A 25,685-nucleotide genomic window follows, 5' to 3' on the forward strand; every position below is an offset into this window, starting at 1 on the left:
GTCGGCATGACCCCAGTCGCCAAGGTTGAGTTTTTTGAATTTCGGGGCAGTTTGATCAGCTTCCGGCGCTATGGTCACGGCCCCATGGCTTTGCTGGCCTTTCATGGTTTTGGGCAGAGCAGTGATGTGTATACGCAGGTAGGGCAGACTCTTCGAGAACGCTTCACTGTGTACGCACTGGATCTGTTTTACCACGGCGAAAGTAGCTATGCCGACGATCATTTAATAACCAAAAGCTACTGGCAAGGTTTGGTGGATGCTTTCCTACGGACCATGGCCATTGATCGCTTCTCGGTGATGGGTTTCAGCCTCGGCGGACGATTTGCGTTAGCACTGGCCGAAACGCTGGCCGACCGCCTTGATCAGCTAATTCTGATCGCCCCCGATGGCATTACCCGTAGTCCGTGGTATCGGCTGGCTACCAGCTCGGCTCCCGGGCGGTGGCTCTTTCGTTTTTTTCTGCAACACATGACTCTTCTCAGCTCAATCGGGCACGGCCTGACGGCGGTTGGGCTGCTGCACCGTACGGCCATGCGGTTTGCGGAAAATGCCATGGGTACCGCCGAACAGCGGACGCAGGTTTATCAGTCGTGGACGAAATTTCGGCTGATCCGGCCCGATCTGAACGTAGTCAGCCAGGCGCTTGATCAGCATTCGGTACGCGTTCGCGTTTTCACGGGCTATTTCGACCGTATCGTACCTGGTACGTATGCGCAGCCCTTGCTTGTCAGGCTTCGGTCCTATGAGCTAACGGTCCAGAAAGCAGGCCACAATCGGCTGGTCGATCAGGTTGGGGCTATTTTAGCGGAACGCCCGCTGTAAAACTTGCCAGAGCCCGACGATTGACACCACGATCAGCCCAATGATTACTACCTGAACCCAGGTGTTCTGGTTTGGATTTTCCAGCAGGGTACGTATTTCGCGGGCCTGGTGGCCGGTCCAGATGGCCAGCAGAGTTCGCGGCATCATACCGAGCATACCCCCCAGCAGGATATTCGACAGGCGGGCACCCGACAGCGCAAAGAGCAGATTGGTCAGTCCAAAGGGAAGAACTGGGGAGAGCTTGGCGTAAAAAATTACGCTGAATTCTCGTTCCTTGATTCGTTCAAGAACCTGACTGGCTTTGGGGTTCTGTTGCAGCAGATGCCTGAACCGATCATGGTCAACCCACCGCACGAGCAGATTGATAAATAAAATTCCGCCCAAATTGATCAGAAATAACGGCGTTACGGCCTGCCAGCCCAGAAAGTAACCGAAAATCAACGCCAGCATGGTGGGGGGCGTCAGGGCGGCCGAGGTGACGCAGCAGAGCGCCGTCAGGCCGACCCATTGCCACGTACTGAACGTAGCCACAACGGTTTCGTAGCGGACGGCATAGACCGTCAGCAGCGAGGTAAATACAATCGGTGTTATCGACAGCAGAACGCCCGCGATTGCCGGGCCAGTCAGTCTTTTTGCTAAGGCTTGTTTCACTACAGTAGAAAACTGACCAGTACCGATTGTGGTTCATTAGGATAGCATAGCCTGCTGGTTCGGGCGATATATATTACTTTCGGACATGAAATTTGCAACAAAAGCCATCCATGCCGGTGTTGAGCCGGACCCAACCACGGGGGCCATCATGACGCCCATCTATCAGACCTCAACCTACGTTCAGGAGTCGCCGGGTAAGCACAAGGGCTACGAATATGCCCGAACACAAAACCCAACCCGAACGGTTCTGCAAAATAACCTGGCTGCGCTCGAAAACGGCAAATACGGTATTTGCTATTCGTCGGGCCTGGGCGCTACTGATGCCATTCTGAAGCTGTACAAACCCGGTGATGAGATCATTGCGAGCGCTGATCTGTACGGCGGGACGTACCGGATCATGGTGCGCGTCTTTCAGGAGTACGGTCTTAAATTCAGGTTCGTCGGGCTGGATAACCTGGCCAATCTGGAAGCTGCCATTACGCCGGCCACAAAAATGGTCTGGATCGAAACGCCAACTAACCCGCTGCTGCGGCTGGTAGACATCAGGGCGGTTGCTGCTATCACAAAGGCACGCAGCATCCGGCTGGTTGTGGATAATACGTTTGCCTCGCCCTACCTGCAAAATCCACTCGATCTGGGCGCTGACATCGTCGTGCACTCGGTAACGAAGTACCTTGGCGGCCACTCCGATACGGTTATGGGCGCTATCGTCCTGAACGATGAGGAAACGGCCCAGCGGCTGGCTTTTATTCAGAATGCCTGTGGCGCGGTTCCCGGCCCGCAGGATTGCTTTCTGGTGCTGCGAGGTATCAAAACCCTCCATCTGCGGATGCAGCGGCACTGCGAAAATGCGTTAAGAATCGCTCAGTTTCTAAAGCAGCATCCAAAGGTCAGTCAGGTTAATTATCCCGGTCTGGAAGATCACCCGCAACATGAGTTGGCTAAAGAACAGATGCGTGGATTTGGGGGAATGGTGTCGTTCACGCTCCACGGCGATTCGCTCGAAGAAGCAGTTCGGGTAATGGAAAGCTTCCAGGTATTCTCGTTGGGTGAGTCGTTGGGCGGTGTCGAATCGCTTTGCACGCATCCCGCATCCATGACCCATGCCAGTATTCCGAAAGAAGAGCGCGAAAAGAATGGCCTGAAGGATACCCTGATCCGGCTCAGCGTTGGGGTTGAAGATGTTGACGACCTGATCGACGACCTGAAGCAGGCAATTGGGTAGTGAGTATAAAACGCAGATGACGCTGACTGACCGGATTCAGGCTGATTTTATCAACATGAATCTGCTCAATCAGCGTCATCTGCGTTCAGGAGCGCTTAGAATCTCACCCGAACACCCGCCAGAAAATTCCGGCCGGCCTGCGGATAATAGCCATTATCAGCCGTTACGCGGCCTTCTGAAATGTAGGCATACGTGTAGCCGTTCGACTCGTACAGCTCGTTCAGGACGTTGTTCAGCAGCAAGGTGAACGCGATCTCCTGCGCAAACTTTGGCTTAAACGCATAAATAACCCGGATGTCGTTGACGAAGTATGGGTCTAGTTTGCGGCTTTCGTTTGACGTATTGTCGAGGTATTGCTTGCCCACATACTTCGAGAGCAGCCCTACTTCGAGGCCTTTTACGGGTGTGTACAGCAACTGAGAGCCGGCTATTACGTTGGGTGAGAACGAAATGTCCGTTTCCCGGTACGTTCTGGCCTCCTGCTCACCGTTATCAAAGTTGTCGAGGTATTCCGTAAAGTTTTCAATTTTGTTCTGGCTAAACGTCGCATTTGCATTCCAGCGAAGTTGCTTGGCCAGCCGGGCACCCAGTTCCAGTTCAATACCAGCCCGGTAACTACGCGGGATATTAATCCGGTTGTAAGCCCCGACATCATTCAACTGCCCCGACAGCACCAGTTGATTACGGTAGTTCATATAATACGCATTGGCTGTAAAGGCTAATCGCTCAGTCTGTATTTTATAACCCGCTTCGTAATCGATCAGTCGTTCTGCTTTCGGACGGCTCGATGGGGTTGATTGTGTGTAATCGTTGCGGTTAGGTTCCCGGTGAGCAACACCAACCGACCCATACACCGAATTGCGGTCGTTCAGGGTGTAAGTGAATCCAGCCTTGGGATTAAAGAACGTCAGATTCGCGTCCTGCTGCACATTCTGCAATTGGCTGTTAAAGCCCAGGAATGAATAACCAACCGTCCGGATCTGCGCATCAATGTAGCTATTGAGTTTGGGCGTGAACTGATAAAACCCCTTGGCGTACAGGTTAAAGTCGGTTTTCGTGGCATCATCTTCATAATAGCGATCCCGAATGTTGCTGGCGCCGGCAAAGCGAGCCCAGATGATTTCGCCAAAATGCTTGCCTGTATACTGGTTCCAGCCACCACCGAAGTTCGCCGTGAACTTACCAAAGCTGTTGTAGTCCAGCGAGAAAACCGTGCCATAATAATCGTTGTCTAACCAGAGCCGACGGATGATATCCGACCGGCGGATGGTCGAATCACCGACAACAATGGGTTGTAAACCATAATTGCTGAGCATATCGTCCGTTCGGAACTGCTCGTAATAGCCTTTTCCTTTCGTGTAAAACAATGAGGCATTAAGCCGAAGCTTACGGGTCAGTTCGTGCGACGTAATGAACTGATAGTTATCCTGCTGATAGTTATCGGTTTCATTGTCGTAGGTGTATGGATTGTAAGTTCGGTTTGTTGCCAGGAGGTTTTCGGGCACTCCGCCCCACGACTGATACGTCTGTTCCTGGCCCGAAAAGATGTTGAGCCGAAAAAAGCTCTTATTCGTGTAGTATCCTCCCGATAGATAAAAAGAGCGCAAATCGGAAAAGGCGCGGTCGATATAGCCGTCGGAATAGATTTTCGATAAGCGGGCGTCAAGTACGAAATGGTTATTGAGCAGACCCGTTCCAGCCAGAACGTTTACCTTACGAGTGCCGAATGAGCCGGCCGAAACGTTCGTTTCGGCATACGGTTGCTTTTCCAGGCTAGTGGTCTGAATGTTAACCGAAGCCCCGAAAGCACCGGCTCCGTTCGTCGATGTACCAACACCCCGCTGAATCTGGATGCTGCTGACCGACGACGCAAAATCCGGCAGGTTGACAAAAAAGGTCCCCTGCGATTCAGCGTCGTTGTACGGAATACCGTTGAGCGTTACGTTGATCCGGGTGGCATCCGACCCCCGGATACGGAAGCTGGTATACCCCACGCCCGCACCGGCGTCCGATGTCGTTACGAGCGAAGGCGTGTAGTTGAGCAACACCGGGATGTCCTGACCCAGATTGAGTTTGTTCAACTCCCGGCGTGATACGTCGGTGTAGGCAATAGCAGACTTCTGATTGGCCCGCGTTGCACTAACGACCACTTCATCGACGAGCACCGCTGATTTTTTGAGCGAAATGGTCAGCGTCGTGTTCTCGTTGAGCGTCAGGGCCTGGGTGGTCGGTTCATAGCCGAGCAGGGATACGCGTAAGGTCAGCGGCCCCGGTTTGAGGTTGTCGAGCCGGAACGCCCCGCTGGCATCGGTAAAGGAGCCTTTGTACGTGCCTTCGAGCGTAACGGCTGCTCCAGGTAACGTACCGCCGTCGGCATCACTAACGGTACCCGAAATAGTTAATTGAGCCCACACGGGCAGGACTGACTGCCAAAGCAGCGCAATCAGCAGGAAAAGATAGGTCGTACCTTTCTTCATGGCGAAAAATGGTTACGATAGGCAAGGGGCCAATCCTACCTTTGGTTTGACATGATGGTTGTTTTAGTAAGAAATCCAGTTCCCTTCGCCGGCATTACCCGGAGCAGGTTCAATGGGTATAATCTCAGCCCGTAATGGTAGGGCACCCCTTTTTAAGATTAGCAGGCGCAAAGTTAAGCGTTTTTGTAAAACAAGACCAAGCACAGGACGTTTGGTAGTAGAACCAGTTAGTACAGGTATGAATGAGTTTGATCTGGTCGTGTTAAACGAAGATGTAACGAACAGTCGATTGAAGGCGGGCGATATAGGAACGATCCTGACCGTGTATGCAGAAGGGAAAGCTTACGAAGTTGAGTTTGTAACGTTGACCGGAGAAACGGTGGCAGTAGAGACCTTATTGCCGCATCAGATCCGGGAAGTAAGGGCCTCCGAAGTCATGGCGGTACGCGATACGGCCGTTCGCTAAGAATTGTTTCAGTAAACTTTTGAGTGCTACACTTTTCCGCAATCTCAAATATTCCTAATTTTGCAATCCAAATTGCAAAAGCATGAGCAAGAAGAACACCGGACTGGAGTTTTTAGAGGACCCGGACGCATTAGAGGGGAAAATGGAAGAGGTGGGTTACTTTTTCCAGCAGAACCGGAATATAGTTTTAGCGGTAGTGGGCGGGATTGCTCTATTACTGATTGGTTTCTTCGGATACCGGTTTTACGTGAGCAGTCAGGATGAGACCGCTCAGGCTGAACTGTTTCCGTCTGTCTATCAACTCGAAGCCGACTCGTTGAAAAAAGCGCTCAACGGCGATGGCCGCGCACCGGGACTACTCGCTGTAGCCGATAACTACGGCGCAACGGATGCCGGTAATCTGGCCGAGTTTTATGCCGGTATGGCGTTGTTGAAGGACGGTAAATACGATGAAGCCATCGCCCACCTGGAAGACTTTAAATCGTCTGACTTGCTGGTGCAGGCCCGGGCGTATGCGCTGGTTGGCGATGCCTACATGGAAAAGAAAAGCTACGCCGAAGCGGCTGATGCTTACCAGAAGGCGGCTGATTATAAACCCAATAAGTTCTTTACGCCGGCTTATCTGCTGAAACTGGCAACTGCCCATGAGCAGGCCAAGCAAAACGATAAAGCCATCGACGCTTACAACGAAATCATCGAAAAATACGCGCAGTCTGCCGAGGCCGTAAGTGCCAAGAAATATAAATCGTTGCTCGAAGCGACGGTCGGCGAGTCATAAGCGTATCTGAACGAAATCAATACAGCAGGGGACAAAGCCGGTCGAAGGGTTTGTCCCTTTTTTCATATTCCCCAGGTTGAATTGCCCCTGACTACGCAGATAAAATATCGATCCATACTCTATTCCAACAGCTCCTGGCTATTAAGCATATAAACATCCGCTCATGGCATCTGAACTCAAAAATTTAAGTGTTTTTTCCACCGACAACCTACCCGATATCGGCATTCACCGGTTTGCCCTTGTAGTGGCTGAATGGAACAGCGACGTAACGGAAGCCCTTTTTAACGGGGCGTATGAGACGCTCCTGCAATACGGGGCCAAATCTGACAACATCATTCGGGGAAACGTACCGGGGAGTTATGAGTTAACACTCGGCGCTCAGTGGTTTGCCCAGCGCGACGATATTGACGCTGTGATTTGTCTGGGCTGCGTTATCCAGGGCGAAACGAAGCACAACGATTACATTAACCACGCGGTCGCGCAGGGTTTGACGAATGTCAGTATCAAAACGGGTAAACCGGTCATATTCGGTGTGCTGACTCCCAATAACCAGCAACAGGCACTGGACCGGGCAGGTGGCAAACACGGCAACAAAGGCGACGAAGCGGCCATGACTGCCATCAAGATGCTGGGACTCCAAAAACAGGTTTATTCATTTCAGTTCAAATAGAGAATAAGATGCGGATGACTAAACACGAAAACGTTGGCTCATCCACTCTTTCGCTCATTCACTCTTTCGTTCTTTAAACATGCACGTCTGGAAATTCGGAGGAACTTCGGTAGGTAAGCCGGAGCGGATGCACTCAATTCGTCAACTCATCACCAGCGATGATACCCGCAAGGTGGTGGTGCTGTCGGCGTTGTCAGGTACAACAAATGCCCTGCTGGCTATTGGCGAATCGCTGAAGGCAAACAATGATGCTGAGGCTAACAAGCAAATTGACAGTCTGAAAGCGCATTACGACGCCTTTATTCAGGACCTGTACAAGACCAGTGCCGGAGTAGAGGCCGGTCGGCAGGTTGTTGACAACGAGTTTTCATTCATCCGGTCGTTAACGCGCATCAAACCGTTCACGTTGAAGCAGGAAAAGGAACTGGTGGCTGAAGGCGAACTCCTGAGTACACAGATGTTTCAGGCCTATCTGGACGAGGAAGGGGTTCGTTCAACCTTGCTGCCAGCCCTTGAATTCATGCGGATTGACGCCGATAATGAGCCGGAACTGGAGTATACGGAACAACGCCTGGCTGAGATTTTAACCCAGCACCAGGACAAGCAGATTCTGGTAACCCAGGGGTTTATCTGCCGCAATCCACGGGGTGAAGTAGATAACCTCAAACGGGGAGGCTCCGATTACACGGCCTCCCTGATTGGCGGAGCGATCCGGGCGGAAGAGATCCAGATCTGGACGGATATTGACGGGATGCACAATAACGACCCCCGAATCGTACGGAAGACGTTCCCTATCCGCGAACTGACCTTCGACGAAGCGGCTGAATTAGCCTATTTTGGAGCCAAAATATTGCATCCGTCAACCATCACACCGGCCAAAATGAAGGGTGTGCCGGTTCGGTTGAAGAATACCATGGACCCCGAAGCGCCAGGTACGTTGATCGCCGATCGGACTTCCGACCAGGTTTTCAAGGCGGTTGCAGCCAAGGACGGTATCACGGCACTGTATATTCACTCGACCCGAATGCTGAATGCCTATGGTTTTCTGCGTCGGATCTTCGAGATTTTTGAGAAGCACAAAACTCCGGTCGACCTCATTGCTACGTCGGAGGTTTCCGTATCGGTTACCATCGACAATCCCGCGAATGTTCAACCGCTGATGGATGAATTGCGTACGTTCTGTGAACTGGAAGAGCCGGACTACGAACAGACGATCGTTTGCATCGTCGGGAACTTCAGCGCCGACAATCCGGGCATTGCGCTGCAGGTCCTGAAAGCGCTGGAGGGAATCCCGATTCGTATGATTTCGTATGGCGGGACGGAGCACAACATATCGTTGCTGATGCACAGCCGCTACAAAGCCGATGCGCTCAATGCACTTAATGAGGGGCTGTTTGATTTAAATTAATCACTAAAGCAGTAGTCCCGGCAATAACATTCACTCATCTACGGGGCGAAATCCCGTGTTTCATTATGCTACAAATTGCCTTCATCCGCGAGAATAAAGAAGCCACGCTGGCGGGGCTGCGTAAACGATACGTCGCTGATGCCGAAGCCATTGTCGACAAGGTAATACAGCTTGATCAGCAACGGCGGGACACGCAGAAAGAACTGGACGATGTACTGGCCCGTTCAAATGCCAAAGCCAAAGAAATCGGGGCTTTATTGAAGTCCGGCGATAAAGCGGCTGCCGAAGCGGCCAAAGCAGAGACCGCCGAACTGAAAGCCATTTCAAAAGGACTGGACGAGGACCTGACGTTTATCGGGCAGCAGTTGCAGAACGTACTGGTTACGCTCCCCAACCTGCCCCATAGCAGCGTACCGGAAGGCCGCTCTGCCGAAGACAACGAAGTCGTGCTCGAACACGGGGAAAAGCCGACGTTGACCGCCGACGCCCTGCCTCACTGGGAGCTTATCAAAAAGTATGACCGCGACGGCGGACCATTTATCGACTTCGAACTGGGTGTAAAAATCACTGGTGCCGGTTTCCCTGTGTATAAAGGTAAAGGGGCGCGTATTCAGCGGGCTTTGATTAATTTCTTTTTGGATCAGGCACTGGCAGCGGGTTACCTCGAAATTCAGCCGCCGATTGTCATCAACGAAGAGTCCGGATTCGGCACGGGTCAACTACCGGATAAGGAAGGACAGATGTACTACGTCAAGGAAGACAAATTGTATCTGATTCCAACGGCCGAAGTACCAATCACGAACCTGTACCGCGACGTAATTCTGACGGAAAACGACTTGCCGGTTAAGAACGTAGGCTATACGCCCTGCTTCCGGCGCGAAGCCGGCTCGTGGGGGGCGCACGTTCGGGGGCTCAACCGGTTGCACCAGTTCGATAAAGTTGAAATCGTGCAGATCCGGAAGCCCGAAGAGTCTTATCAGGCATTGGAGGAAATGAGCCAGTACATACAGTCATTGTTGCAGAAGCTTGAGTTGCCGTACCGGGTGCTGCGGCTCTGCGGGGGCGATATGGGCTTTACATCGGCGCTGACGTACGATATGGAAGTCTGGTCAGCCGCCCAGCAGCGTTGGCTGGAGGTAAGTTCAGTATCAAACTTTGAAACGTACCAGGCGAACCGGTTGAAGCTTCGGTACAAAGTAGACGGTAAGACCCAGCTGCTGCACACGCTGAACGGCTCGGCGCTGGCATTACCCCGGATTCTGGCGGCTATTCTGGAAAATAACCAGACGCCCGAAGGCATCCGGATTCCTGGTGTGCTGGTGCCCTACTGCGGCTTCGATGTGATCAACTAACAATCACACGAGTAGTTGCCATAGCCGGGGTACCGGGGTGAAAGCTGACCACTAATGCTGACAACGTGGTCAAATGGAACCAGTTCGCCATTCGCTAGTTCGAGTACGTCGGCTCCATCCGTTGTAGTTGTGTTTTTCAGCAACACGTCGGCTTTAATGAACTCGTGGAGATCAGTCAGGTATTCAAGGCGGACAAATTGACGCCGATTGGCTGCATCACGCAGCGCGTCAGCAAAGAGGTCAATGGCGGTTTGTGTCGTTTCCATAGCGTATTAACATTGTCCGAAACAAATCAGTTTACAAACGAAAGCGGGTCATGATGTGCATCATGACCCGCTTTCGTTTGTATGTGTATCGATTAAAACCCTACTGTTTCTAACTGCTTTTGAAATTCACGTAGAATTGTTTCTTTCATAGCGATCTTGCGTTTCTGGGTATTGATCTTGTTCAGAATCTGCTTGTCGGCGTCGTTGTTTGGATCAAGCGAATCAGCATCCTGCAGCGCAAGTTGTAAGTCGCTCTTTTCCCGGCGAACCAGGTATTCCATTTCCCGGATTTTCGTGCGAATCTGCTCAGACTGGCTTTTCAGTTCAAATGCCGGGTACTTTCGACTCAGCACGCGGCCCAGGTAGCTCAGCTCGAAAATCTTGTCGCACGCGGCCCGGAAGCGCTCGTTCAACTGCTTGTCCTGCATTTTGAACGGTACCTTGATTTCTTTCCAGCTATTGAGCAGTACTTTAGCCCGCTCGGCAGCTGCGAAAATATCCGACTGCTTGGCCAGTCGCTCAGCTTCGTCAGCCATTTTCATCTGCGCTTCAATACGTGGATCAACCCGTTTCTGAATCACGATCCCCTTAGCGTCGTTGTACTTCGTATAGAAGTTCGTGGTCGCTTTCTTGAACTGCTTGTACAGCTTACCGCTCTTCTTGATGGGTACTTCGCCCACCATTTTCCAGGCGTTGTTCAACCGGCGAATCTCCTGGTAAGCCGCATCCAGATCCGGGTTACGGCCAGCCCTAAACGCCAGACGAATCAGTTCATCATATTTATCCAGACGCTCCTGAATAATTTTGTTCTGTTCGTTGAAGAACTCGCGCCGACGCTGGAAGAAGCCATCCAGCAATTCCTGGAAGCGCCCTTCAACCTCAGCCTCAACGGACTTGTCGACGGGGCCAGTTTTAATCCACTTCGTCTTGATTTCCTGAAGCGCATCCGCCGTTGTGCGCCAGTCGGTACTGTCGGCGATGGCTTCGGCTTCAGCAATAAGCGCCCGCTTAATTTCAAGGTTCTTAAGCTGGTTTGTTTTAATCAGCTCAGTCAGGACGGCCTCCTGATCATCCAACCGTTTAAGCAGGGGAGGGAAGTCGCCAAGCGCATCAAAACCAAGCAGCTTCTTGCGAAGTTGCACCAATTTGGTCAGATAGGAGCCCTTGTTCTGAGCCTCCTCGATGTCGTGCTCTAACTGGCTTACCTTGTTTTCGGCAATGATGAAGCGATTCTTAAAGTAGTCGAGCGCTTCCTGCTCTGTTCGTTTGACTTCGCCGATCTGGCGGTCTTCATATTCAAGGTAGCCTTTCAAAAATACCTTTCCGTCTTTGACGTAACCGTATTCATCTACCAGTGAAGCGTTTTCCATTATTTTCCTGGGTTAGGGCTGCGCTCTGGGTTAATTTTAGGATATTTGCCAACCACAAAAATATTGAAAATAATGAGTCAAGAAACCATTATATTCTCTATGGCGGGCGTGAGTAAAATTATTCCGCCAAACCGACAAATCCTAAAGAACATATACCTTTCCTTTTTTTACGGTGCCAAAATCGGCGTTTTGGGGCTTAATGGCTCCGGTAAGTCTACTCTTTTACGAATAATTGCCGGGGTTGATAAAAGCTATAATGGGGAGGTTGTGTTCTCGCCTGGCTACTCCGTTGGTATGCTGGAACAGGAGCCGCAACTGGACCCTACGAAGACCGTTCGGGAGGTAGTGGAAGAGGGGGTACAGGAAGTCGTGAACCTGCTGAAAGAGTTCGATGAGATCAACGAAGGCTTTAACGACCCGGATGCGGACTTCGATAAACTGATCGCCCGGCAGGCCGAGGTACAGGAGAAACTTGATCGCCATAACGCCTGGGAACTGGATACAAAACTGGAGCGGGCTATGGATGCGCTACGGACACCCCCGTCCGACGCCGTCATCGGTAATCTGTCCGGCGGAGAAAAACGACGCGTCGCTCTGTGCCGACTGTTGTTGCAGGAGCCGGATGTCTTGCTGCTCGATGAGCCGACCAACCACCTGGATGCAGAATCCGTACTCTGGCTGGAAGAACACCTGCGCCAATATAAAGGAACGGTTATCGCCGTAACGCACGATCGTTACTTCCTCGACAACGTAGCGGGCTGGATTCTCGAACTCGATCGGGGCGAAGGCATTCCCTGGAAAGGAAACTACTCGTCGTGGCTGGAGCAGAAAGAAGCTCGTCTGGCCAAAGAAGAAAAAACCGAGTCGAAGCGGCAACGGACCTTACAGCGTGAACTGGAGTGGGTACGAATGGCCCCCAAAGCTCGTCAGGCCAAGTCGAAGGCTCGTCTGGGCGCTTACGAGAAGCTGCTCAGCGAAGATGCCAAACAGCGCGAGGATAAACTGGAAATCTTTATCCCGCCCGGACCGCGACTGGGTGCCAAAGTAATCGAAGCCGAGAACGTGGCCAAAGCGTTCGGGGATAAACTTCTGTTCGAACAACTGGAATTCAGATTACCCCAGGGGGGCATTGTCGGTATCATCGGTCCGAACGGTGCCGGTAAAACGACGCTGTTCAAACTGATCACCGGCCGCGAAAAGCCGGATGCCGGTACGTTCGATGTGGGCGACACTGTTAAGTGGGCGTATGTCGACCAGGAGCACGACGGCCTCGATCCCAACAAAACGGTGTTTGAAACCATTTCGGGAGGCAGCGAATGGGTGATGCTGGGTGGCAAGCAGAGCAACGCCCGGGCGTATTGTAGCCGCTTTAACTTCACTGGTTCCGATCAGGAGAAAAAGATTGCTAACCTGTCGGGTGGAGAGCGGAACCGCGTTCACCTGGCAATGATGCTGAAAGAAGGCGCTAACCTGTTGCTGCTCGATGAGCCAACCAACGACCTGGACGTAAACACCCTGCGGGCGCTGGAAGAGGGCCTCGAAAACTTCGCGGGTTGCGCCGTGGTAATTAGCCACGACCGCTGGTTCCTGGACCGGATCGCGACGCACATTCTGGCTTTTGAAGGCGATTCGCAGGTGTATTGGTTTGAGGGCAACTTCTCCGAATACGAAGAAAACCGTCGGAAGCGGCTCGGCACCGATGCCACACCGACCCGGATAAAGTATAAGAAGCTGGTATAGGTAGTGGCGATGCATATCATATCCGTAAGTACCCTAAAGGCGTTCTGGGAGAAATACCCGGACGCCGAAGGGGCGCTTCGGGCGTGGCATAGTGAGATTAAGAAAGCAACGTATCAGAATTCGAACGAAGTTATCCGTGATTACCCGACGGCCGACACGGTAAGGAATAATCGAATCGTTTTTAACATCTGCCACAATAAGTACCGACTTGTTGTAATATTTCGCTACAAATACAAACGAGTTTATATTCGTTTCATCGGTACTCACAAAGAGTACGATAGTATAAAAGACATCGCCAACATCTGAGTCATGAACATTAAGCCTATCAAAACCGAAGCCGATTACCAGGAAGCTCTTAGTCGGATTGACGCGTTGATTGACTGTCCGGATGACAGCGAAGAAGCCGATGAACTGGATGTGCTATCCATTTTAGTCGAAAATTACGAGAGCGAACACTATCCAATTGCTCCCCCCGATCCAATCGATGCAATTCGTTTTCGGATGGATCAAACCGGCATGTCGGAGAAAGAAATAGCAGCCTATCTTGGTGGGGAACAAACCGCCGAAGCAATACTCAGTCGGCGCCAGCCACTTACGCTTGAGATGATTAAGCGGCTCTATCAGCAATTACATATTCCAGCGGAGAGTTTGCTGGCGTATTGACATTAAACCGACGCAGGCAACCAAACCACGACGTCCCAGCCCACATTTGACAGCGTCAACAAATTATGGCTAAATACGCCTTGCTCCTGTTGCTTATTTGTGCCATTCAGCCAGCCCAAAGTCAGGTAGTTCATGATTCTCTGCTGATTGATGGGTATTACCGATCCTTTCATTTTCTGAAACCGGCGGCCAAGAACGCAAGCCTGATTTTTGCCCTGCATGGGTCGGGTGGAACAGGCCTCCAGGTTCGGGACGGAGCAAAAAAACTGGAAGCTATTGCTCCTGCGGAAAACCTGTTAGTGGTGTACCCGGACGGTTATAAAAAATATTGGAACGAGTGCCGGAAAGCTTCGCCCGCTGAGGCTAATGCGATCAATATTGACGAGAATGCCTTTTTTGGGGCTATGATCGATTACTTCAGGAAAAACTACCGGATTAATGAGCAGAAGGTTTTTGTAATTGGTACGTCCGGTGGGGGACATATGGCCTATAAACTGGCGCTAACCATGCCCGAACGATTTCGGGCAATTACGGCCATTATTGCCAACTTGCCTGATACGAATAATTTCGATTGCCCTGAACGACGCGTTGCCTTGCCTGTCCTGATCATTAACGGTACTGCCGACGACATCAACCCCTACCAGGGTGGAGAGGTGAAGCTAGGTTCACAGATGAATCTGGGGTTCGTTCGGTCAACAGACCGGACGTTTCAGTATTGGTCGGCTTTGGCGGGTTACTCTGGTGAACCAGCCAGACAGCTCTTGCCAGATACAGACCTCAACGACGGGAAAGTTATTGAGAAATACACGTTCCGTGAAAAAGACAAGCCCGAAGTAACGCTTCTGAAAGTAATCAACGGAAAGCACGACTACCCAAACGACATTAACGTTTATCTGGAAGCTTTAGCGTTTTTTAAACGACAATTGTAAAGTTCTATCAGTAGTAAAGTGTTTGTTCTCGTTGAGTTGAGCCATCGGCATTCGGTGCGCTTTAAATAACACCCCAACGACGTTCTTATCACCTAAAGCAAGCCACTTCTGCGTCTCATTCGACACAAACTAGCCTGCCCAATACAGCAATATCGTCAGCGCGATTATTGCCCGGCCAGCCATAAAGATCCCGATCATTAATCGTAGGCTTCGGCGTCAGCGAATTTCGAGAGCGCATCCGGGGTGTTATGCTCATTTACTGTACTTTTGCCTTCAGTAAAGATAACGCATTTATGCACTACGGCTATTTCAACGGCACCATCACGCCCGCTGACCAGATTGGGGTTGGGGTTACTGACCTGGGCCTGCTTCGCGGCTACGGCTTATTCGATTATTTCCTGACCTACAACGGCCGTCCGTTTCAATGGGACTGGTACTGGCAGCGTTTCCAGAACTCGGCCATGCGTATGCATCTGTCGTTGCCGCTGGAAAAAGAAGAGACGTATGCCGTAGTGATGGATTTGATCGAGAAAAGTGGGTTAGCCGACGTAGCCGTGCGCTTTGTCCTGACCGGGGGCTATGCTCTCGACAGCATCAGCATCGTGCGGCCAAACCTGCTCATCTTGACTGAAGATATTCACCCCGTCACACCGCGTCAGTACGAGGAAGGCATTAAGGTTATTCTGGATGAATACGTTCGGGAAATGGCGGAGGTAAAAAGCACCGACTATAAACGCGTAATCCTGATGGCCGATGCCATTAAAGCCGCCGGAGCGCACGATCTTCTGTACCAGAAAGGGGGCGAAATCAGTGAACTGAGCCGCAGCAACTTCTTTATTATCAAAGGCGAACGGCTCATTACGCCCAACCGACATATCCTTCACGGCATCACCCGCCGAACCGTAATGCAGTTAGCGCAGGACGATTTTCAGGTTCAGGAACGTCCGGTACTGCTCTCCGAGCTGTATGACGCCGACGAAGCGTTTACAACCAGCTCGACCAAGAAAGTGCTGCCCATTGTCCAGATTGGCGATTTGACCATTGGGGAGGGAAAGCCCGGCCCAAAGGCAGCGTATTTACTGGAGCGATTCGATGAGCTTACGGCCAGTTATTGAATGATTGAGTTATTGAATGATTGAATTGTTGCCGATGATCTCAATTCAATCATTCTACAACTCAATCAGTCAATCTTTATATATCAATACCTGACTACTGCCGTCGGCTTTGATGTAGCCCCGGTACATTCCCTCCGAATTGAACGGCATGGCAATGTTGCCGTTACGGTCAAGTGCAATAACACCCCCTTCGCCACCGCGTTTGACCAGTTTCTTCATCACTACCTCGTCGGCGGCCTGCTGAACGCTCAGGCCTTTGTAGTCCATCAGGGCCGATATGTCATAGCTGACTACGGAGCGGATAAAGAACTCGCCGTGACCCGTGGCCGATACGGCGCAGGTTGCGTTGTTGGCATACGTACCGGCACCAATAATTGGGGCATCGCCAACCCGGCCGTAGCGTTTGTTGGTCATACCGCCCGTCGACGTACCGGCCGCGAGATTACCGTACTGATCCAGAGCAACACAGCCGACAGTCCCAAACTTTTTGCCTTCAACGAAAATCTGGTCGTCGAACAGCGCTCCGGTTGTATCGCCGGTATGATCCAGCACGGTCTTTTCTTCTTTGATAGCTTCTTGTAAAGCTCGCCAACGGGCCTCCGTATAAAAATACGCTGGCTCGACCAGCTCCACACCCTGCTGTCTGGCAAACGTTTCGGCGCCCTCACCCATCAGCATAACGTGTTCCGATTGCTCCATCACACGCCGGGCCGTACTGATCGGATTTTTGATGTTGGTGACGCCCGCAATGGCCCCGGCCTTAAGCGTTTTACCGTCCATAATGCTGGCGTCGAGTTCATGCTTACCATCGTGCGTGAATACTGCTCCTTTGCCTGCATTGAACAGAGGAGAGTCTTCCAGCACATGGATCGCAGCCTCGACCGCATCCAGACTCGTACCGCCTTTTTTCAGAACGGCGTAACCGGCCTGCAACGAACGGTTGAGCGCTTCGCGATACGCCTTCTCTTTCGCCGGGGTCATGTTTTTGCGCGAAATGGTACCCGCTCCACCGTGGATTACAAGCGCTATATTCTGATTGGTTTGTGCATCTGCTGTCATTACAATTCCTGTCACTGACAATACTAGCAAAAGTTTTTTCATCATAAGTTGTTCACCAATCCTTATCCATTGAACCATACGCTCTGGGCTTTCATGACCTGTTCAATCACATCCCGCACCGCTCCCCGACCACCAATTTTGGGTGATACGTAGTCGCAAGTGGCCTGAACTTCATCCACGGCATCGGCCGGGCACGTACTGACGAGCGCTGGCCGACGAAGTATTTCATAGTCAGGAATGTCGTCACCCATGTACAGAACCTCTTCTTCCTGTAGGCTGTCGCGGGTCAGAAAACCAAGATAAGCATTGATCTTCTGGTCGTTCGGGCCACCCATAAACAGATCTTTTACGGTCAGGATGGTTAACCACTTGCGAACGCCCTCGGTGTTGGCCGCCGAGATGATTGCTACGTGAAAACCCGTTCGGATAGCGTGCTGAATGGCATAAGCGTCGTGGATATAAAAGGTTCGGAAACATTCGCCGGAATCCAGCGCGTTGACGCTTCCGTCGGTTAGAACACCATCTACATCAAAAATGAATGTTTTGACTCGCTTGAAACGGTTGAATAAATCAGACATAATGTAAGTTTAGCAAAAAGGGACGGCCGGTTCCGTAATTTTACCGGATGAATAACCAAACCCCGTCACCGTCGAACTTGTTGCCGACGGAACTACCTTCGGCGTTCAAAGCGCAGATGCAGGCGCTGCTGGGAGAGGAGTTACCGGCGTTTGAGGCCGCGCTGACTCAGGAGCCGCCCGTCAGTATCCGGGTTAACCCCCGCAAACGCCACCTGACCACGGAAGGGCTGGAGCGGGTGCCCTGGTGCGCCGAGGGGTTTTATCTGCCCGAACGCCCCAGCTTTACGCTTGATCCGCTGTTTCAGGCCGGAGCGTACTACGTGCAGGAAGCATCGTCGATGCTGCTGGACGAAGCCCTGCGGCAGACCGTCAAAATAAATCGGCCCCTGCGCGTGCTCGACCTCTGCGCTGCTCCGGGGGGTAAAAGTACCCTGCTGGCGTCGGCGCTGCACCCCGACAGTTTGCTTATCTGCAACGAAGTGATTCGCAGCCGGGTACCGGTCCTGCGCGAGAACATGGATAAATGGGGCTACCCGAACGTAGTGGTCAGCAGTCATGACCCCGAAGAGTTTGGCAACCTCAACGGATTTTTCGACGTCGTGGTGGTCGATGCCCCCTGCTCGGGCGAGGGGTTGTTCCGGAAAGACCACGAAGCGGTTCAGGAATGGTCTGAAAACAACGTTCAGTTATGCTCCGCCCGTCAGAAACGTATCCTGTCGGCCGCTGCACCCCTGGTCGATCAGGGCGGTATTCTTATCTACAGCACCTGTACGTACAACGACGCCGAAAACGACGACAATCTCCGGTATCTGACTCAAAATGGATTCAGCGGTCGGCCACTCAATCTGCCCGCCGAGTGGCGAATCGAAGAACGCCAGACAACCGAAGGCGCGTATGGTTATCAATGCTACCCGCACCGTGTCAAAGGTGAAGGCTTCTTCATCAGTGTCTTCCAGAAAACAGCTTTCACGCCGGCCGTTAAGCTAAATGCCCGGACTTTTCGGACGATCAGACAACTACGTCCCCGCGAAACGGCACAGGCGGCACAATGGCTGAAACTACCTACCGAATACTCATTTTGGGAAAAACCCAATCAGGATGTGATGGCCTTGCCGAAAGCATTGGAAAAAGATTTCTTATTTTTGGATAACGCCTTGCGTAACAAAGGCTTTGGATTAGATATGGGCGTATTCAAAGGCAATGACTTTGTTCCGGCCCATGCGCTGGCGCTGAGTACAGCCATCGCCGGTGAATTGCCCGCCGTATCGTTAAGTAAGGAGGATGCGTTGCGGTACTTTAAGAAAGAAAACCTAATTCTGAGTGAACCTGCCAAAGGGTGGTTGCTGGCTCGTTACGAAGGCTTGAATATAGGCTGGATGAAGGGCGTCGGGAACCGCGTAAATAACTACCTACCTAAAGACTGGCGTATCCGCATGGATATTCGAGAGCTATGAAACGTTTCCTGATCATCATTGGCCTGATTCTGGCCGTAATCATTGTTGGCTATTCGGTTGGGCCGAGCAACCATTTCGACCCGATTAAAGACGAACCTGTTTCGCTCGATCCTGACCTGGTTAAACTTGAACAGGCCATTGCCAGCAGTGAGAAAGCCGCTCACCTTAAACCGGATAACGAAGCCCGGATTGTTTGGGCCGATAGTAACCGTAAGCAGAAAACACCCTACAGCCTCGTTTATATTCATGGCTTCACCGCTAGTTGGGCCGAAGGTGATCCTGTGCATAAACAACTGGCAAAGAAGTTTGGCTGCAATTTGTACCTGTCACGCATGCACGGCCACGGCGTCGATTCGCCGGATGCGCTCAAAGACTTAACCCCCGCCAAGTACGTAGCTTCCGCCGAGCGGGCGCTGGCTATCGGGCGGGCGCTGGGCGATAACGTTATCCTGATCGGTACGTCGGCGGGAGGTATGTTGTCGTTGTACCTGGCTGCTCACCACCCCGATATCACCGGGCTTGTGTTGTATTCACCCTGCATTGCCGTAGCTAACCCAGCCCTGAAGCTGGTGACCAAGCCGTGGGGCACGCAGATACTGGATCAGGTTTTCGGCGGGAAACACGTCGTCAATACGTACCAGCAGAAAGGTCGCAACCAGTACTGGTTCACCAGCTACCACACCAATGGCTTACTGGCGCTTCAAACCATGCTCGACGAGCACATGACCGAAGAGGTTTTTCAAAAAGTAAAGCAGCCTGTTTTTGTTGGGTACTATTATAAGGACGACGACCATCAGGACAAAGTCGTTTCTGTTCCGGCTATGCTCTCTATGTATGAACAGCTGGGAACCCCAGCCGATAAAAAACAACAGGTCGCGTTTCCTGAATCTGGCGAACACGTAATCTCATCGCGGTTCACGTCACACGATCTGATCGGTGTTTACAATGCCACCGAAAAATTCATCGAAGAGGTGCTGGATGTAAAGCCCGTACCGGCCGTAACGGCGACCTTGGCGCTTAACCCAAAAAAATAATCTAACTTTGATCGGTTTTAATCGCTTCGAACTCACAACTGAAGGAGCAAAACGACAAAACGGTTTGTGGTGCTGGGCTACAGATCGAAAATTGTAAACTGAAAACTCTTAAATGGCTTACGGATTACTGAAAGGAAAGCGCGGCATCATTTCGGGTGCCCTCGACGAAAAATCAATTGCCTGGAAAGTCGCCCTCAAAGCAAAGGAAGAAGGCGCCATCTTTACCCTGACCAATGCGCCGATCGCGATGCGGATGGGTGCTATCAAGCAACTGGCTGAGCAGTGTGAAGCGGAAATCATCCCGGCGGATGCTACGTCAGTTGAAGACCTCGAAAATCTCTACAATAAGTCAACCGACATTCTGGGTGGCAAAGTAGACTTTGTGCTACACAGCATAGGCATGAGCCCTAACATCCGGAAAGGCAGACAATACACCGATCTGAACTACGAGTGGTTCAAGCAAAGCCTCGACGTTTCGGCCATGTCGTTGCACAAAATGCTGCAGACTGCCTACAAGCTCGACGCCATCAACGAATGGGGCTCCGTAGTGGCGCTGTCGTACATGGCGGCCCAGCGTACGTTCTCATTCTATTCGGATATGGGCGATGCTAAAGCCCTGCTGGAATCGATTGCCCGTAGTTTCGGCTATCAGTATGGCAAATTCCGCAAAGTTCGTGTCAATACAGTGTCTCAGTCGCCAACCGTAACAACGGCCGGGTCAGGCATCGGTGGTTTCGACAAGTTCTTTGATTTTGCTGAGGCTACGGCTCCGCTGGGCAACGCAAACGCTGAGCAATGCGCCGACTACGTCATTACGCTGTTCTCCGATCTGACGCGGATGGTAACCATGCAGAACCTCTTCCACGATGGTGGTTTCTCAATGACTGGTGCTTCAGAAGAAGTGGTGCAGTCGCTGCTGGCCAGTCGACAGGCCTAAACCATATTAAACTGAAAAAGGCTACCTCGTCGGTAGCCTTTTTCAGTTTAATATGACTCTACTACCTTGATTTTGCTGTTCCCGTCCGGCCCTTTTTCAACCTGAATCTGAACGCTGATTCGCTCTTTGATCTCGTGTCGGTGAGAAATAATACCAATAGTTTTTTTGCTGTCGTGTTGTAGCTTTTCCAGCATAACGATGGCCGTGTCCAGACTCTCGGGGTCGAGCGTACCGAAGCCTTCGTCTATAAACAGACTCTCTATCTGTACGTTCTGCGAAGCCAGATCGGATAAACCCAAGGCCAGTGCCAGACTGAGCGTAAACGTTTCTCCCCCCGACAAACTTGATACCGACCGCTCCGTACTTCCCTGGTACTGATCCAGTACGTACAGCTCATCCTGACCATCGCGCGGCTTCAGCAGCAGGTATCGATCGGATAATTCCCGCAGGCGCCGGTTCGATAAACCAATCAGTTGGGCCAGTGTCAGTCCCTGCGCAAACTTACTGTACTCATCGCCTTTAGCACTGCCGATCAACTGGTTAAGCTGTCGCCACGGATGGGCTTCCGTCTCAAGTTTAATAAGCTCATCGGTCAGCTTCTTCTGACGCTTTCGCTGCTCACGATCGTGTTCGAGCTGTTTTTTGATGTACCCAACGCGTTCCCGAGTTTTCCGCTCGGTCGCTTTCTTTAAAAGAAGCTGCTGATTAATCTCGTCGGCAGATAAGGTTGTCCGGCGGGCTGCCTGCGCATCCGCTCGTTTGGCTTCTTCGTCCTGGCGTCGGCGCTTGAGCTCGTCGGCTTCCCGTTCCAGTGCAGTCTGTTGTTCCTGGAGCCGGCTGACCACTGGGGCATCTAACAGACAAGCGCGTGCGGTTGCTATGTCCGTCAGCCCCCGCTCCATCAGTTGGGGTTGTAGGGATTGTGTAAGCGTAGTCCACTCCTGATCGAGAGTTATGTACTCAGCAGTCACCTTTTCTAGAAGCCCGGTCTGTGTGGCCAGTTGAGTCTGCAACTGATAGAAGCGTTCAGTCAGTTGGTCGCAAACCTCGCGAATATTGCTATCCGGATACAAAGCTGCTTTTTGTTGAGTCAGCTCGGTCATGGTTTTTCGACTGTCGGACAAGGCGTTAAAATCATCGAGGAGCCGTCGCAACGTAACATCCTGCGCCCACAACGAACGTAGGTTGTCCAACTCATCGCGCTGAAGCATGAGTAGCTTCTTGGAGTCTTTCAACGACTCCGGACCAACAGACGAGTCAATTGCCAGCATTGTCAACTGATCCGTCACTTCTTTCTTTTTGGCGAACCAGAGCTGCCTCAATTCATTCCGGCGCTCGTTAAACGCTCGTTCGTTGGCCTGATCCTCAATCAATTCCAGACGAAGTGCTTCGTATTCTTTTTGCTTTTCCTGCCAGTCGGCGGTAGCAATGCGTAGCAATAATTCGTTTTCGCCCGTCTGCTGAACGTAGTGCTGGGCGTACGGATGATTCAGCGAGCCACAGAGCGGACAAGGCGATCCGTTGGTTAAACCTTTCCGTAATTCATCCAGATTCGCTTCGGTTTGCAGGCGGGTTCTGATGGCTTCCAGTTCATTTTTTCGGGCTTCGAGTCGCTTCACCTCCTGCTCAAGCTTGGTCAGTGAGTCGGCTTTCTGCTGAATGAGCTGATCGATCTGTTCGGCCTTGGTTTTCAGCGTCATCCCCTCCGACAACCGGGTTTGCTGTTCTTCCAGCACCGTAATCAGCGACGTAAGCTGGTTCTCCCGCTCGTACAGATGGTTAATCTCCTGATTAATGGTCTCCGTCGATACGTGAGCGTACTCCTGTTCTAACTGGACCAGTTGCACCGAAAGCGTGTGGTACCGCTCGGCAACCTGCTGAGCCGCCACCTCCGGCTTCGCCAGATCAATCTGTCGAAACCACTCATGCGAAGCCGACTTGAGGGTTTGCTGGATGCTTTGCAGTGGTCGTTTACTACGTTCGTGCTCCGCTTCAATCTTGCCGGTCAGGTCAAGTACCTGCTCCTTAAACCCATCAATTTCTTTTTCAAACGTTTCTTCCGTTATAAACTTGGCCTGCGTAAGTGATTTAGCCTGGTCAAGTACGTTGGCAAGCTGATGGGTTAGTGATTGAATAACTTGATCTGATTGCCGACGGGAAGCCGCGACCGCATCGCGACGGGATTCCAGCCCACGGATGGTTTCCAGCGTAACGGCCAAGTCTGCTACCTGCTTATGGCGTTGCAATTGGTGCGCACTGGTAGAAAATTCATCAGACTTTTGCGCAAGCACTGTCTGTCGCTTCTCCAGAAGGCTAAGTTGCTGATCGGCCTCCGAAAGTTGTCGCCAAAGCGCCTGTTCATCAGAAAGCTGGCTGATTTCCTCATCAAGCGCCTTAAGTTGAGCGTCCGTATCTTTCTGCTGTGCTTTCAGGGTTTGTACAGCGTCTTCGCTCAGCACCTGAATCAGCTCAACCTCACGCCGTTTGCTTACCAGATACTCCTCAAACTGTTTGTTGGTAGCATACGCCCGTTGGCTCAATTGACGGTAGATTTCCGTTCCGGTTATCCGTTCGAGCATTTTGCTCCGCTCCGCCGATTTGGCTTTCAAAAACTGATCAAAAGCGCCCTGCGCCAGTACAATCGAGCGGACAAACTGCTCGTACGTAAGCCCAATTAACTCCTCATTCTTTTTAGGAAAGTCCCGTAAATCTTTGATTGGAAATAGCACACCCAGCGGCTGATCGTCTTTCAGCCGGGCCACTTCCATCTCGTAATTATTCCAGTTGCCGTTGCGATTCTTCTTGATAGACCAGCGAGATCGATACACATCGCCACCCACTTCGTATTCAACCTCAGCGTAAGCCGCCGAATTCACTTCGCGGGCCGCCTGTTGGTTAACCAGTAGGCCTTCGTCCGTAATATTGGTTAACGAAACTGCCCCCGACAGCCGTGGCACACGGTTAAACAAGGCCAGTGTAATCACATCAAGCAGCGTCGACTTTCCGGCACCGGTTGGCCCGGCAATTACAAAAAGGCCAGTGGAGCTTAAAAGCCCATTCGTGAAAACAATTGGCGGATGTTCGCCGTAAAAAGAATTGATGTTACGAAAGCGTATTTGTCGAATTTTCATGCAGAAGAGGAGCCGCCTGCTCCGTAACCATCTTGTAAAGTTTCTTGTACGTATCTACGAGTGTCAGTCGATCATCACCTTCAACCAGCGATGCATCCAGCCGTCGGCCAAAAACGTCGAGATACGTAAGGTCCTGAAGTATCGTATCCGCTACGTATAGTGAGTCCAGCCCCTTCAGCTTATTACGGAATACCAGCCGGGTTTTGGCAATCTGAAAAGCAGCCTGGGCATAGTCGCGTTGCAACTGTTCGAAATGCTTACGAACGCTCAAACTTTCGTTTTCTTCCTCAACCAGTACGTCTACCAGCATCGGTAACGTATCCTCCGGCAAATTCAGATTTTCCAGCGTATCACGTACTTCATCCATCGAACCGCCAACGTGCCGCAACGTCCTAAAGCGCGGTACAGGTACAGATTCCACGCGAACCACCGCCCCGTTATCGATTGTCAACTCCAGCAGTTGATGACGATTATCGCGTTCACCAAAACTTAGGGGAATAGGCGAACCACTGTAACGAACCGCCTGATTGGCGCCGATAGTCTGGGGAACGTGAATGTGGCCCAGCGCCACGTAATCAAATCCAGCAGGAAATTGCTCCGAGGAGAAGGCGGCCTGACCTCCAACGCTGTGGATCTCCCGCTCACTTTCAGAGGTTGTGGCTCCATTAACATACAGATGCCCCATAGCAAGTTTAGGTACATCTTTATACGCCTGACAGCAATAGTCAATGATACGTTCGTAATGATTGCGAATCCCGGTTCGGACGGCCTCAATCCGTTCGTCGAAGGTCTGTCCCGAAATTGATTGACGCAGATCAGCATCCCGAAGATAGGGAACAGCAGCAATCAGCAAATCCGTTGATCCCGTCGCCAGCCGAACTACTTCTTCAGCACAATCGTGAGTAGTACATCCGACAACATGAATATTCAAATGACGTAGCAGTTCCCTCGGGGCGTTCAGCTTACTGGCCGAGTCATGATTGCCACCAGTTATGATAAGTCTCCGGCCAAGCGGAAGCATACGAGTCAGAAACTTGTAATAAAGCGACATCGACCCATCGTTCGGGTTGGTCGTATCAAACACATCCCCGGAGATTAAGAGAACATCAATGTCCCGCTCATCAATCAAAGTGGCTAACCAGTTGAGAAACAACTCATGGTCATCGCGGAGATCATGTTTATACAGTCGTTTTCCCAGATGCCAATCCGCTGTATGCAGTATTTTCATAACGCCACAATAAAAGATAAGTGACCAAGTTAGTAATAGACTGACTGCAAGATAAAACGTAGAGACAGTAAAACGAAGCCTAAAGCCGCCTAAAGCGCTATTTACCCAGCTGATTTCGGTTTATAGAGCAGGGGTGGAAATTTTTTCAAAAAATTACCAGAGCTAAAAGGCGTGATATCAGACAGTTGCAAAATAGCCCTTAAATATCTCCAAATTATTTTGGGGCGGGGTCTTGACAGGGGGCCAGAAAGCGCCTACCTTTGCAGTCCCAAATGAGGGAAACACGCCGACAAAATAAACGCAACCCGTTGTTTGTCAGCACATTACAGGTA

The 25,685-nt window shown here is 51.5% G+C and carries 23 protein-coding genes and 1 riboswitch; of the genes, 15 read left to right on the forward strand and 8 right to left on the reverse strand.

Features of this window, described 5'->3' with window-relative positions; translation table 11 throughout:
• Positions 1-6: 6 nt before the first annotated feature.
• Positions 7-822, forward strand: coding sequence for an alpha/beta hydrolase (locus DYU11_RS29195; RefSeq protein ID WP_119671276.1), 816 nt, complete (start codon positions 7-9; stop codon positions 820-822).
• Here DYU11_RS29195 and DYU11_RS29200 read toward each other — a convergent pair.
• Positions 802-1,473 (reverse strand): TVP38/TMEM64 family protein, encoded by a 672-nt coding sequence (locus DYU11_RS29200; RefSeq protein WP_119671277.1) that lies wholly within the window; start codon positions 1,471-1,473, stop codon positions 802-804. The two genes, DYU11_RS29195 and DYU11_RS29200, sit on opposite strands and share 21 nt — an antisense overlap.
• 85 nt (positions 1,474-1,558) lie before the next feature.
• Here DYU11_RS29200 and DYU11_RS29205 point away from each other — a divergent pair, with 85 nt between their 5' ends.
• The gene (locus tag DYU11_RS29205) at positions 1,559-2,698 is read left to right on the forward strand and encodes a cystathionine gamma-synthase (RefSeq protein ID WP_119671278.1); all 1,140 of its coding nucleotides are present in this window, start codon (positions 1,559-1,561) and stop codon (positions 2,696-2,698) included.
• Between the two features lie 95 nt (positions 2,699-2,793).
• Here DYU11_RS29205 and DYU11_RS29210 read toward each other — a convergent pair whose 3' ends face one another.
• Complete coding sequence (locus tag DYU11_RS29210; protein WP_119671279.1) at positions 2,794-5,175, reverse strand: TonB-dependent receptor; 2,382 nt, start codon at positions 5,173-5,175, stop codon at positions 2,794-2,796.
• 63 nt (positions 5,176-5,238) lie between these two features.
• Positions 5,239-5,335: riboswitch (TPP riboswitch) on the reverse strand.
• 78 nt (positions 5,336-5,413) lie between these two features.
• On the opposite strand from DYU11_RS29210, the gene DYU11_RS29215 reads away from it, so the two are divergent.
• The 5 genes from DYU11_RS29215 to serS all read left to right on the forward strand — a co-directional run bounded on the left by DYU11_RS29215 (position 5,414) and on the right by serS (position 9,849).
• A complete protein-coding gene (locus tag DYU11_RS29215; protein WP_119671280.1) occupies positions 5,414-5,641 on the forward strand; it encodes a DUF4926 domain-containing protein in 228 nt (75 codons plus the stop codon).
• 82 nt (positions 5,642-5,723) lie between these two features.
• Positions 5,724-6,419, forward strand: coding sequence for a tetratricopeptide repeat protein (locus DYU11_RS29220; RefSeq protein ID WP_119671281.1), 696 nt, complete (start codon positions 5,724-5,726; stop codon positions 6,417-6,419).
• Positions 6,420-6,582: 163 nt separating this feature from the next.
• A complete protein-coding gene (gene ribH / locus DYU11_RS29225; RefSeq protein WP_119671282.1) occupies positions 6,583-7,089 on the forward strand; it encodes a 6,7-dimethyl-8-ribityllumazine synthase in 507 nt (168 codons plus the stop codon).
• Positions 7,090-7,168: 79 nt separating this feature from the next.
• A complete protein-coding gene (locus tag DYU11_RS29230; RefSeq protein WP_119671283.1) occupies positions 7,169-8,497 on the forward strand; it encodes an aspartate kinase in 1,329 nt (442 codons plus the stop codon).
• 65 nt (positions 8,498-8,562) lie between these two features.
• Positions 8,563-9,849, forward strand: a complete 1,287-nt coding sequence (serS, locus tag DYU11_RS29235) for a serine--tRNA ligase (protein WP_119671284.1) — start codon at positions 8,563-8,565, stop codon at positions 9,847-9,849.
• Here serS and DYU11_RS29240 read toward each other — a convergent pair.
• Together DYU11_RS29240 and DYU11_RS29245 are read right to left on the reverse strand one after the other, a co-directional pair.
• Entirely contained in the window at positions 9,846-10,115 is a 270-nt protein-coding gene (locus DYU11_RS29240) for a hypothetical protein (RefSeq protein WP_119671285.1), read from the reverse strand. The genes serS and DYU11_RS29240 overlap by 4 nt on opposite strands.
• Positions 10,116-10,207: 92 nt before the next feature.
• Positions 10,208-11,485 carry a DUF349 domain-containing protein gene (locus DYU11_RS29245; RefSeq protein WP_119671286.1) on the reverse strand — a complete coding sequence of 426 codons (1,278 nt, stop codon included), beginning with the start codon at positions 11,483-11,485 and terminating at the stop codon, positions 10,208-10,210.
• Between the two features lie 72 nt (positions 11,486-11,557).
• Between DYU11_RS29245 and ettA the strand changes: the two genes are divergently transcribed.
• The 5 genes from ettA to DYU11_RS29270 all read left to right on the forward strand — a co-directional run bounded on the left by ettA (position 11,558) and on the right by DYU11_RS29270 (position 15,932).
• Positions 11,558-13,225, forward strand: a complete 1,668-nt coding sequence (gene ettA / locus DYU11_RS29250) for an energy-dependent translational throttle protein EttA (RefSeq protein WP_119671287.1) — start codon at positions 11,558-11,560, stop codon at positions 13,223-13,225.
• A gap of 9 nt (positions 13,226-13,234) precedes the next feature.
• On the forward strand, positions 13,235-13,531 hold the full coding sequence (locus tag DYU11_RS29255; RefSeq protein ID WP_229366107.1) for a type II toxin-antitoxin system HigB family toxin: 297 nt from the start codon (positions 13,235-13,237) through the stop codon (positions 13,529-13,531).
• Positions 13,532-13,534: 3 nt separating this feature from the next.
• Entirely contained in the window at positions 13,535-13,888 is a 354-nt protein-coding gene (locus DYU11_RS29260; protein WP_119671289.1) for a helix-turn-helix domain-containing protein, read from the forward strand.
• Between the two features lie 65 nt (positions 13,889-13,953).
• Positions 13,954-14,817 (forward strand): CE1 family esterase, encoded by an 864-nt coding sequence (locus DYU11_RS29265; RefSeq protein ID WP_119671290.1) that lies wholly within the window; start codon positions 13,954-13,956, stop codon positions 14,815-14,817.
• Positions 14,818-15,110: 293 nt separating this feature from the next.
• A complete protein-coding gene (locus DYU11_RS29270; protein ID WP_119671304.1) occupies positions 15,111-15,932 on the forward strand; it encodes an aminotransferase class IV in 822 nt (273 codons plus the stop codon).
• 69 nt (positions 15,933-16,001) lie between these two features.
• Here DYU11_RS29270 and DYU11_RS29275 read toward each other — a convergent pair whose 3' ends face one another.
• Both DYU11_RS29275 and DYU11_RS29280 read right to left on the reverse strand, forming a co-directional pair.
• Positions 16,002-16,991, reverse strand: a complete 990-nt coding sequence (locus DYU11_RS29275) for an isoaspartyl peptidase/L-asparaginase family protein (RefSeq protein ID WP_229366108.1) — start codon at positions 16,989-16,991, stop codon at positions 16,002-16,004.
• Positions 16,992-17,053: 62 nt separating this feature from the next.
• Entirely contained in the window at positions 17,054-17,569 is a 516-nt protein-coding gene (locus DYU11_RS29280; protein WP_119671292.1) for a KdsC family phosphatase, read from the reverse strand.
• A gap of 47 nt (positions 17,570-17,616) precedes the next feature.
• Between DYU11_RS29280 and DYU11_RS29285 the strand changes: the two genes are divergently transcribed.
• From DYU11_RS29285 to DYU11_RS29295, 3 genes are all read left to right on the forward strand, one after another.
• On the forward strand, positions 17,617-19,023 hold the full coding sequence (locus DYU11_RS29285; protein ID WP_119671293.1) for a methyltransferase RsmF C-terminal domain-like protein: 1,407 nt from the start codon (positions 17,617-17,619) through the stop codon (positions 19,021-19,023).
• Positions 19,020-20,057: an alpha/beta hydrolase gene (locus DYU11_RS29290; protein WP_119671294.1), complete on the forward strand. Its 1,038-nt coding sequence runs from the start codon at positions 19,020-19,022 to the stop codon at positions 20,055-20,057. Before DYU11_RS29285 ends, DYU11_RS29290 begins: the two co-directional genes overlap by 4 nt.
• A gap of 112 nt (positions 20,058-20,169) precedes the next feature.
• Positions 20,170-20,994, forward strand: coding sequence for an enoyl-ACP reductase FabI (locus DYU11_RS29295; protein ID WP_119671295.1), 825 nt, complete (start codon positions 20,170-20,172; stop codon positions 20,992-20,994).
• Positions 20,995-21,041: 47 nt separating this feature from the next.
• Here the strand turns inward: DYU11_RS29295 and DYU11_RS29300 are convergent, their stop codons facing one another.
• Positions 21,042-24,125 (reverse strand): AAA family ATPase, encoded by a 3,084-nt coding sequence (locus tag DYU11_RS29300; RefSeq protein WP_119671296.1) that lies wholly within the window; start codon positions 24,123-24,125, stop codon positions 21,042-21,044.
• Positions 24,097-25,353, reverse strand: coding sequence for an exonuclease SbcCD subunit D C-terminal domain-containing protein (locus tag DYU11_RS29305; RefSeq protein WP_119671297.1), 1,257 nt, complete (start codon positions 25,351-25,353; stop codon positions 24,097-24,099). Before DYU11_RS29305 ends, DYU11_RS29300 begins: the two co-directional genes overlap by 29 nt.
• Between the last annotated feature and the right edge of the window lie 332 nt (positions 25,354-25,685).

Origin of the sequence: Fibrisoma montanum (genome assembly GCF_003583365.1) — a bacterium.
GTDB lineage: Bacteria > Bacteroidota > Bacteroidia > Cytophagales > Spirosomataceae > Fibrisoma > Fibrisoma montanum.

What these genes read in the sequence shown, in the direction of transcription:
- DYU11_RS29255 (WP_229366107.1), top strand. Translation starts at nt 13,235, where the DNA reads ATGCATATCATATCCGTAAGTACCCTAAAGGCGTTCTGGGAGAAATAC.
- DYU11_RS29210 (WP_119671279.1), bottom strand. Translation starts at nt 5,175, where the DNA reads ATGAAGAAAGGTACGACCTATCTTTTCCTGCTGATTGCGCTGCTTTGG.
- DYU11_RS29295 (WP_119671295.1), top strand. Translation starts at nt 20,170, where the DNA reads ATGGCTTACGGATTACTGAAAGGAAAGCGCGGCATCATTTCGGGTGCC.
- DYU11_RS29205 (WP_119671278.1), top strand. Translation starts at nt 1,559, where the DNA reads ATGAAATTTGCAACAAAAGCCATCCATGCCGGTGTTGAGCCGGACCCA.
- ettA (WP_119671287.1), top strand. Translation starts at nt 11,558, where the DNA reads ATGAGTCAAGAAACCATTATATTCTCTATGGCGGGCGTGAGTAAAATT.
- DYU11_RS29285 (WP_119671293.1), top strand. Translation starts at nt 17,617, where the DNA reads ATGAATAACCAAACCCCGTCACCGTCGAACTTGTTGCCGACGGAACTA.
- DYU11_RS29220 (WP_119671281.1), top strand. Translation starts at nt 5,724, where the DNA reads ATGAGCAAGAAGAACACCGGACTGGAGTTTTTAGAGGACCCGGACGCA.
- DYU11_RS29195 (WP_119671276.1), top strand. Translation starts at nt 7, where the DNA reads ATGACCCCAGTCGCCAAGGTTGAGTTTTTTGAATTTCGGGGCAGTTTG.
- serS (WP_119671284.1), top strand. Translation starts at nt 8,563, where the DNA reads ATGCTACAAATTGCCTTCATCCGCGAGAATAAAGAAGCCACGCTGGCG.
- DYU11_RS29245 (WP_119671286.1), bottom strand. Translation starts at nt 11,485, where the DNA reads ATGGAAAACGCTTCACTGGTAGATGAATACGGTTACGTCAAAGACGGA.
- DYU11_RS29240 (WP_119671285.1), bottom strand. Translation starts at nt 10,115, where the DNA reads ATGGAAACGACACAAACCGCCATTGACCTCTTTGCTGACGCGCTGCGT.
- DYU11_RS29260 (WP_119671289.1), top strand. Translation starts at nt 13,535, where the DNA reads ATGAACATTAAGCCTATCAAAACCGAAGCCGATTACCAGGAAGCTCTT.
- DYU11_RS29300 (WP_119671296.1), bottom strand. Translation starts at nt 24,125, where the DNA reads ATGAAAATTCGACAAATACGCTTTCGTAACATCAATTCTTTTTACGGC.
- DYU11_RS29305 (WP_119671297.1), bottom strand. Translation starts at nt 25,353, where the DNA reads ATGAAAATACTGCATACAGCGGATTGGCATCTGGGAAAACGACTGTAT.
- DYU11_RS29215 (WP_119671280.1), top strand. Translation starts at nt 5,414, where the DNA reads ATGAATGAGTTTGATCTGGTCGTGTTAAACGAAGATGTAACGAACAGT.
- DYU11_RS29265 (WP_119671290.1), top strand. Translation starts at nt 13,954, where the DNA reads ATGGCTAAATACGCCTTGCTCCTGTTGCTTATTTGTGCCATTCAGCCA.
- DYU11_RS29280 (WP_119671292.1), bottom strand. Translation starts at nt 17,569, where the DNA reads ATGTCTGATTTATTCAACCGTTTCAAGCGAGTCAAAACATTCATTTTT.
- DYU11_RS29275 (WP_229366108.1), bottom strand. Translation starts at nt 16,991, where the DNA reads ATGACAGCAGATGCACAAACCAATCAGAATATAGCGCTTGTAATCCAC.
- DYU11_RS29230 (WP_119671283.1), top strand. Translation starts at nt 7,169, where the DNA reads ATGCACGTCTGGAAATTCGGAGGAACTTCGGTAGGTAAGCCGGAGCGG.
- DYU11_RS29290 (WP_119671294.1), top strand. Translation starts at nt 19,020, where the DNA reads ATGAAACGTTTCCTGATCATCATTGGCCTGATTCTGGCCGTAATCATT.
- ribH (WP_119671282.1), top strand. Translation starts at nt 6,583, where the DNA reads ATGGCATCTGAACTCAAAAATTTAAGTGTTTTTTCCACCGACAACCTA.
- DYU11_RS29270 (WP_119671304.1), top strand. Translation starts at nt 15,111, where the DNA reads ATGCACTACGGCTATTTCAACGGCACCATCACGCCCGCTGACCAGATT.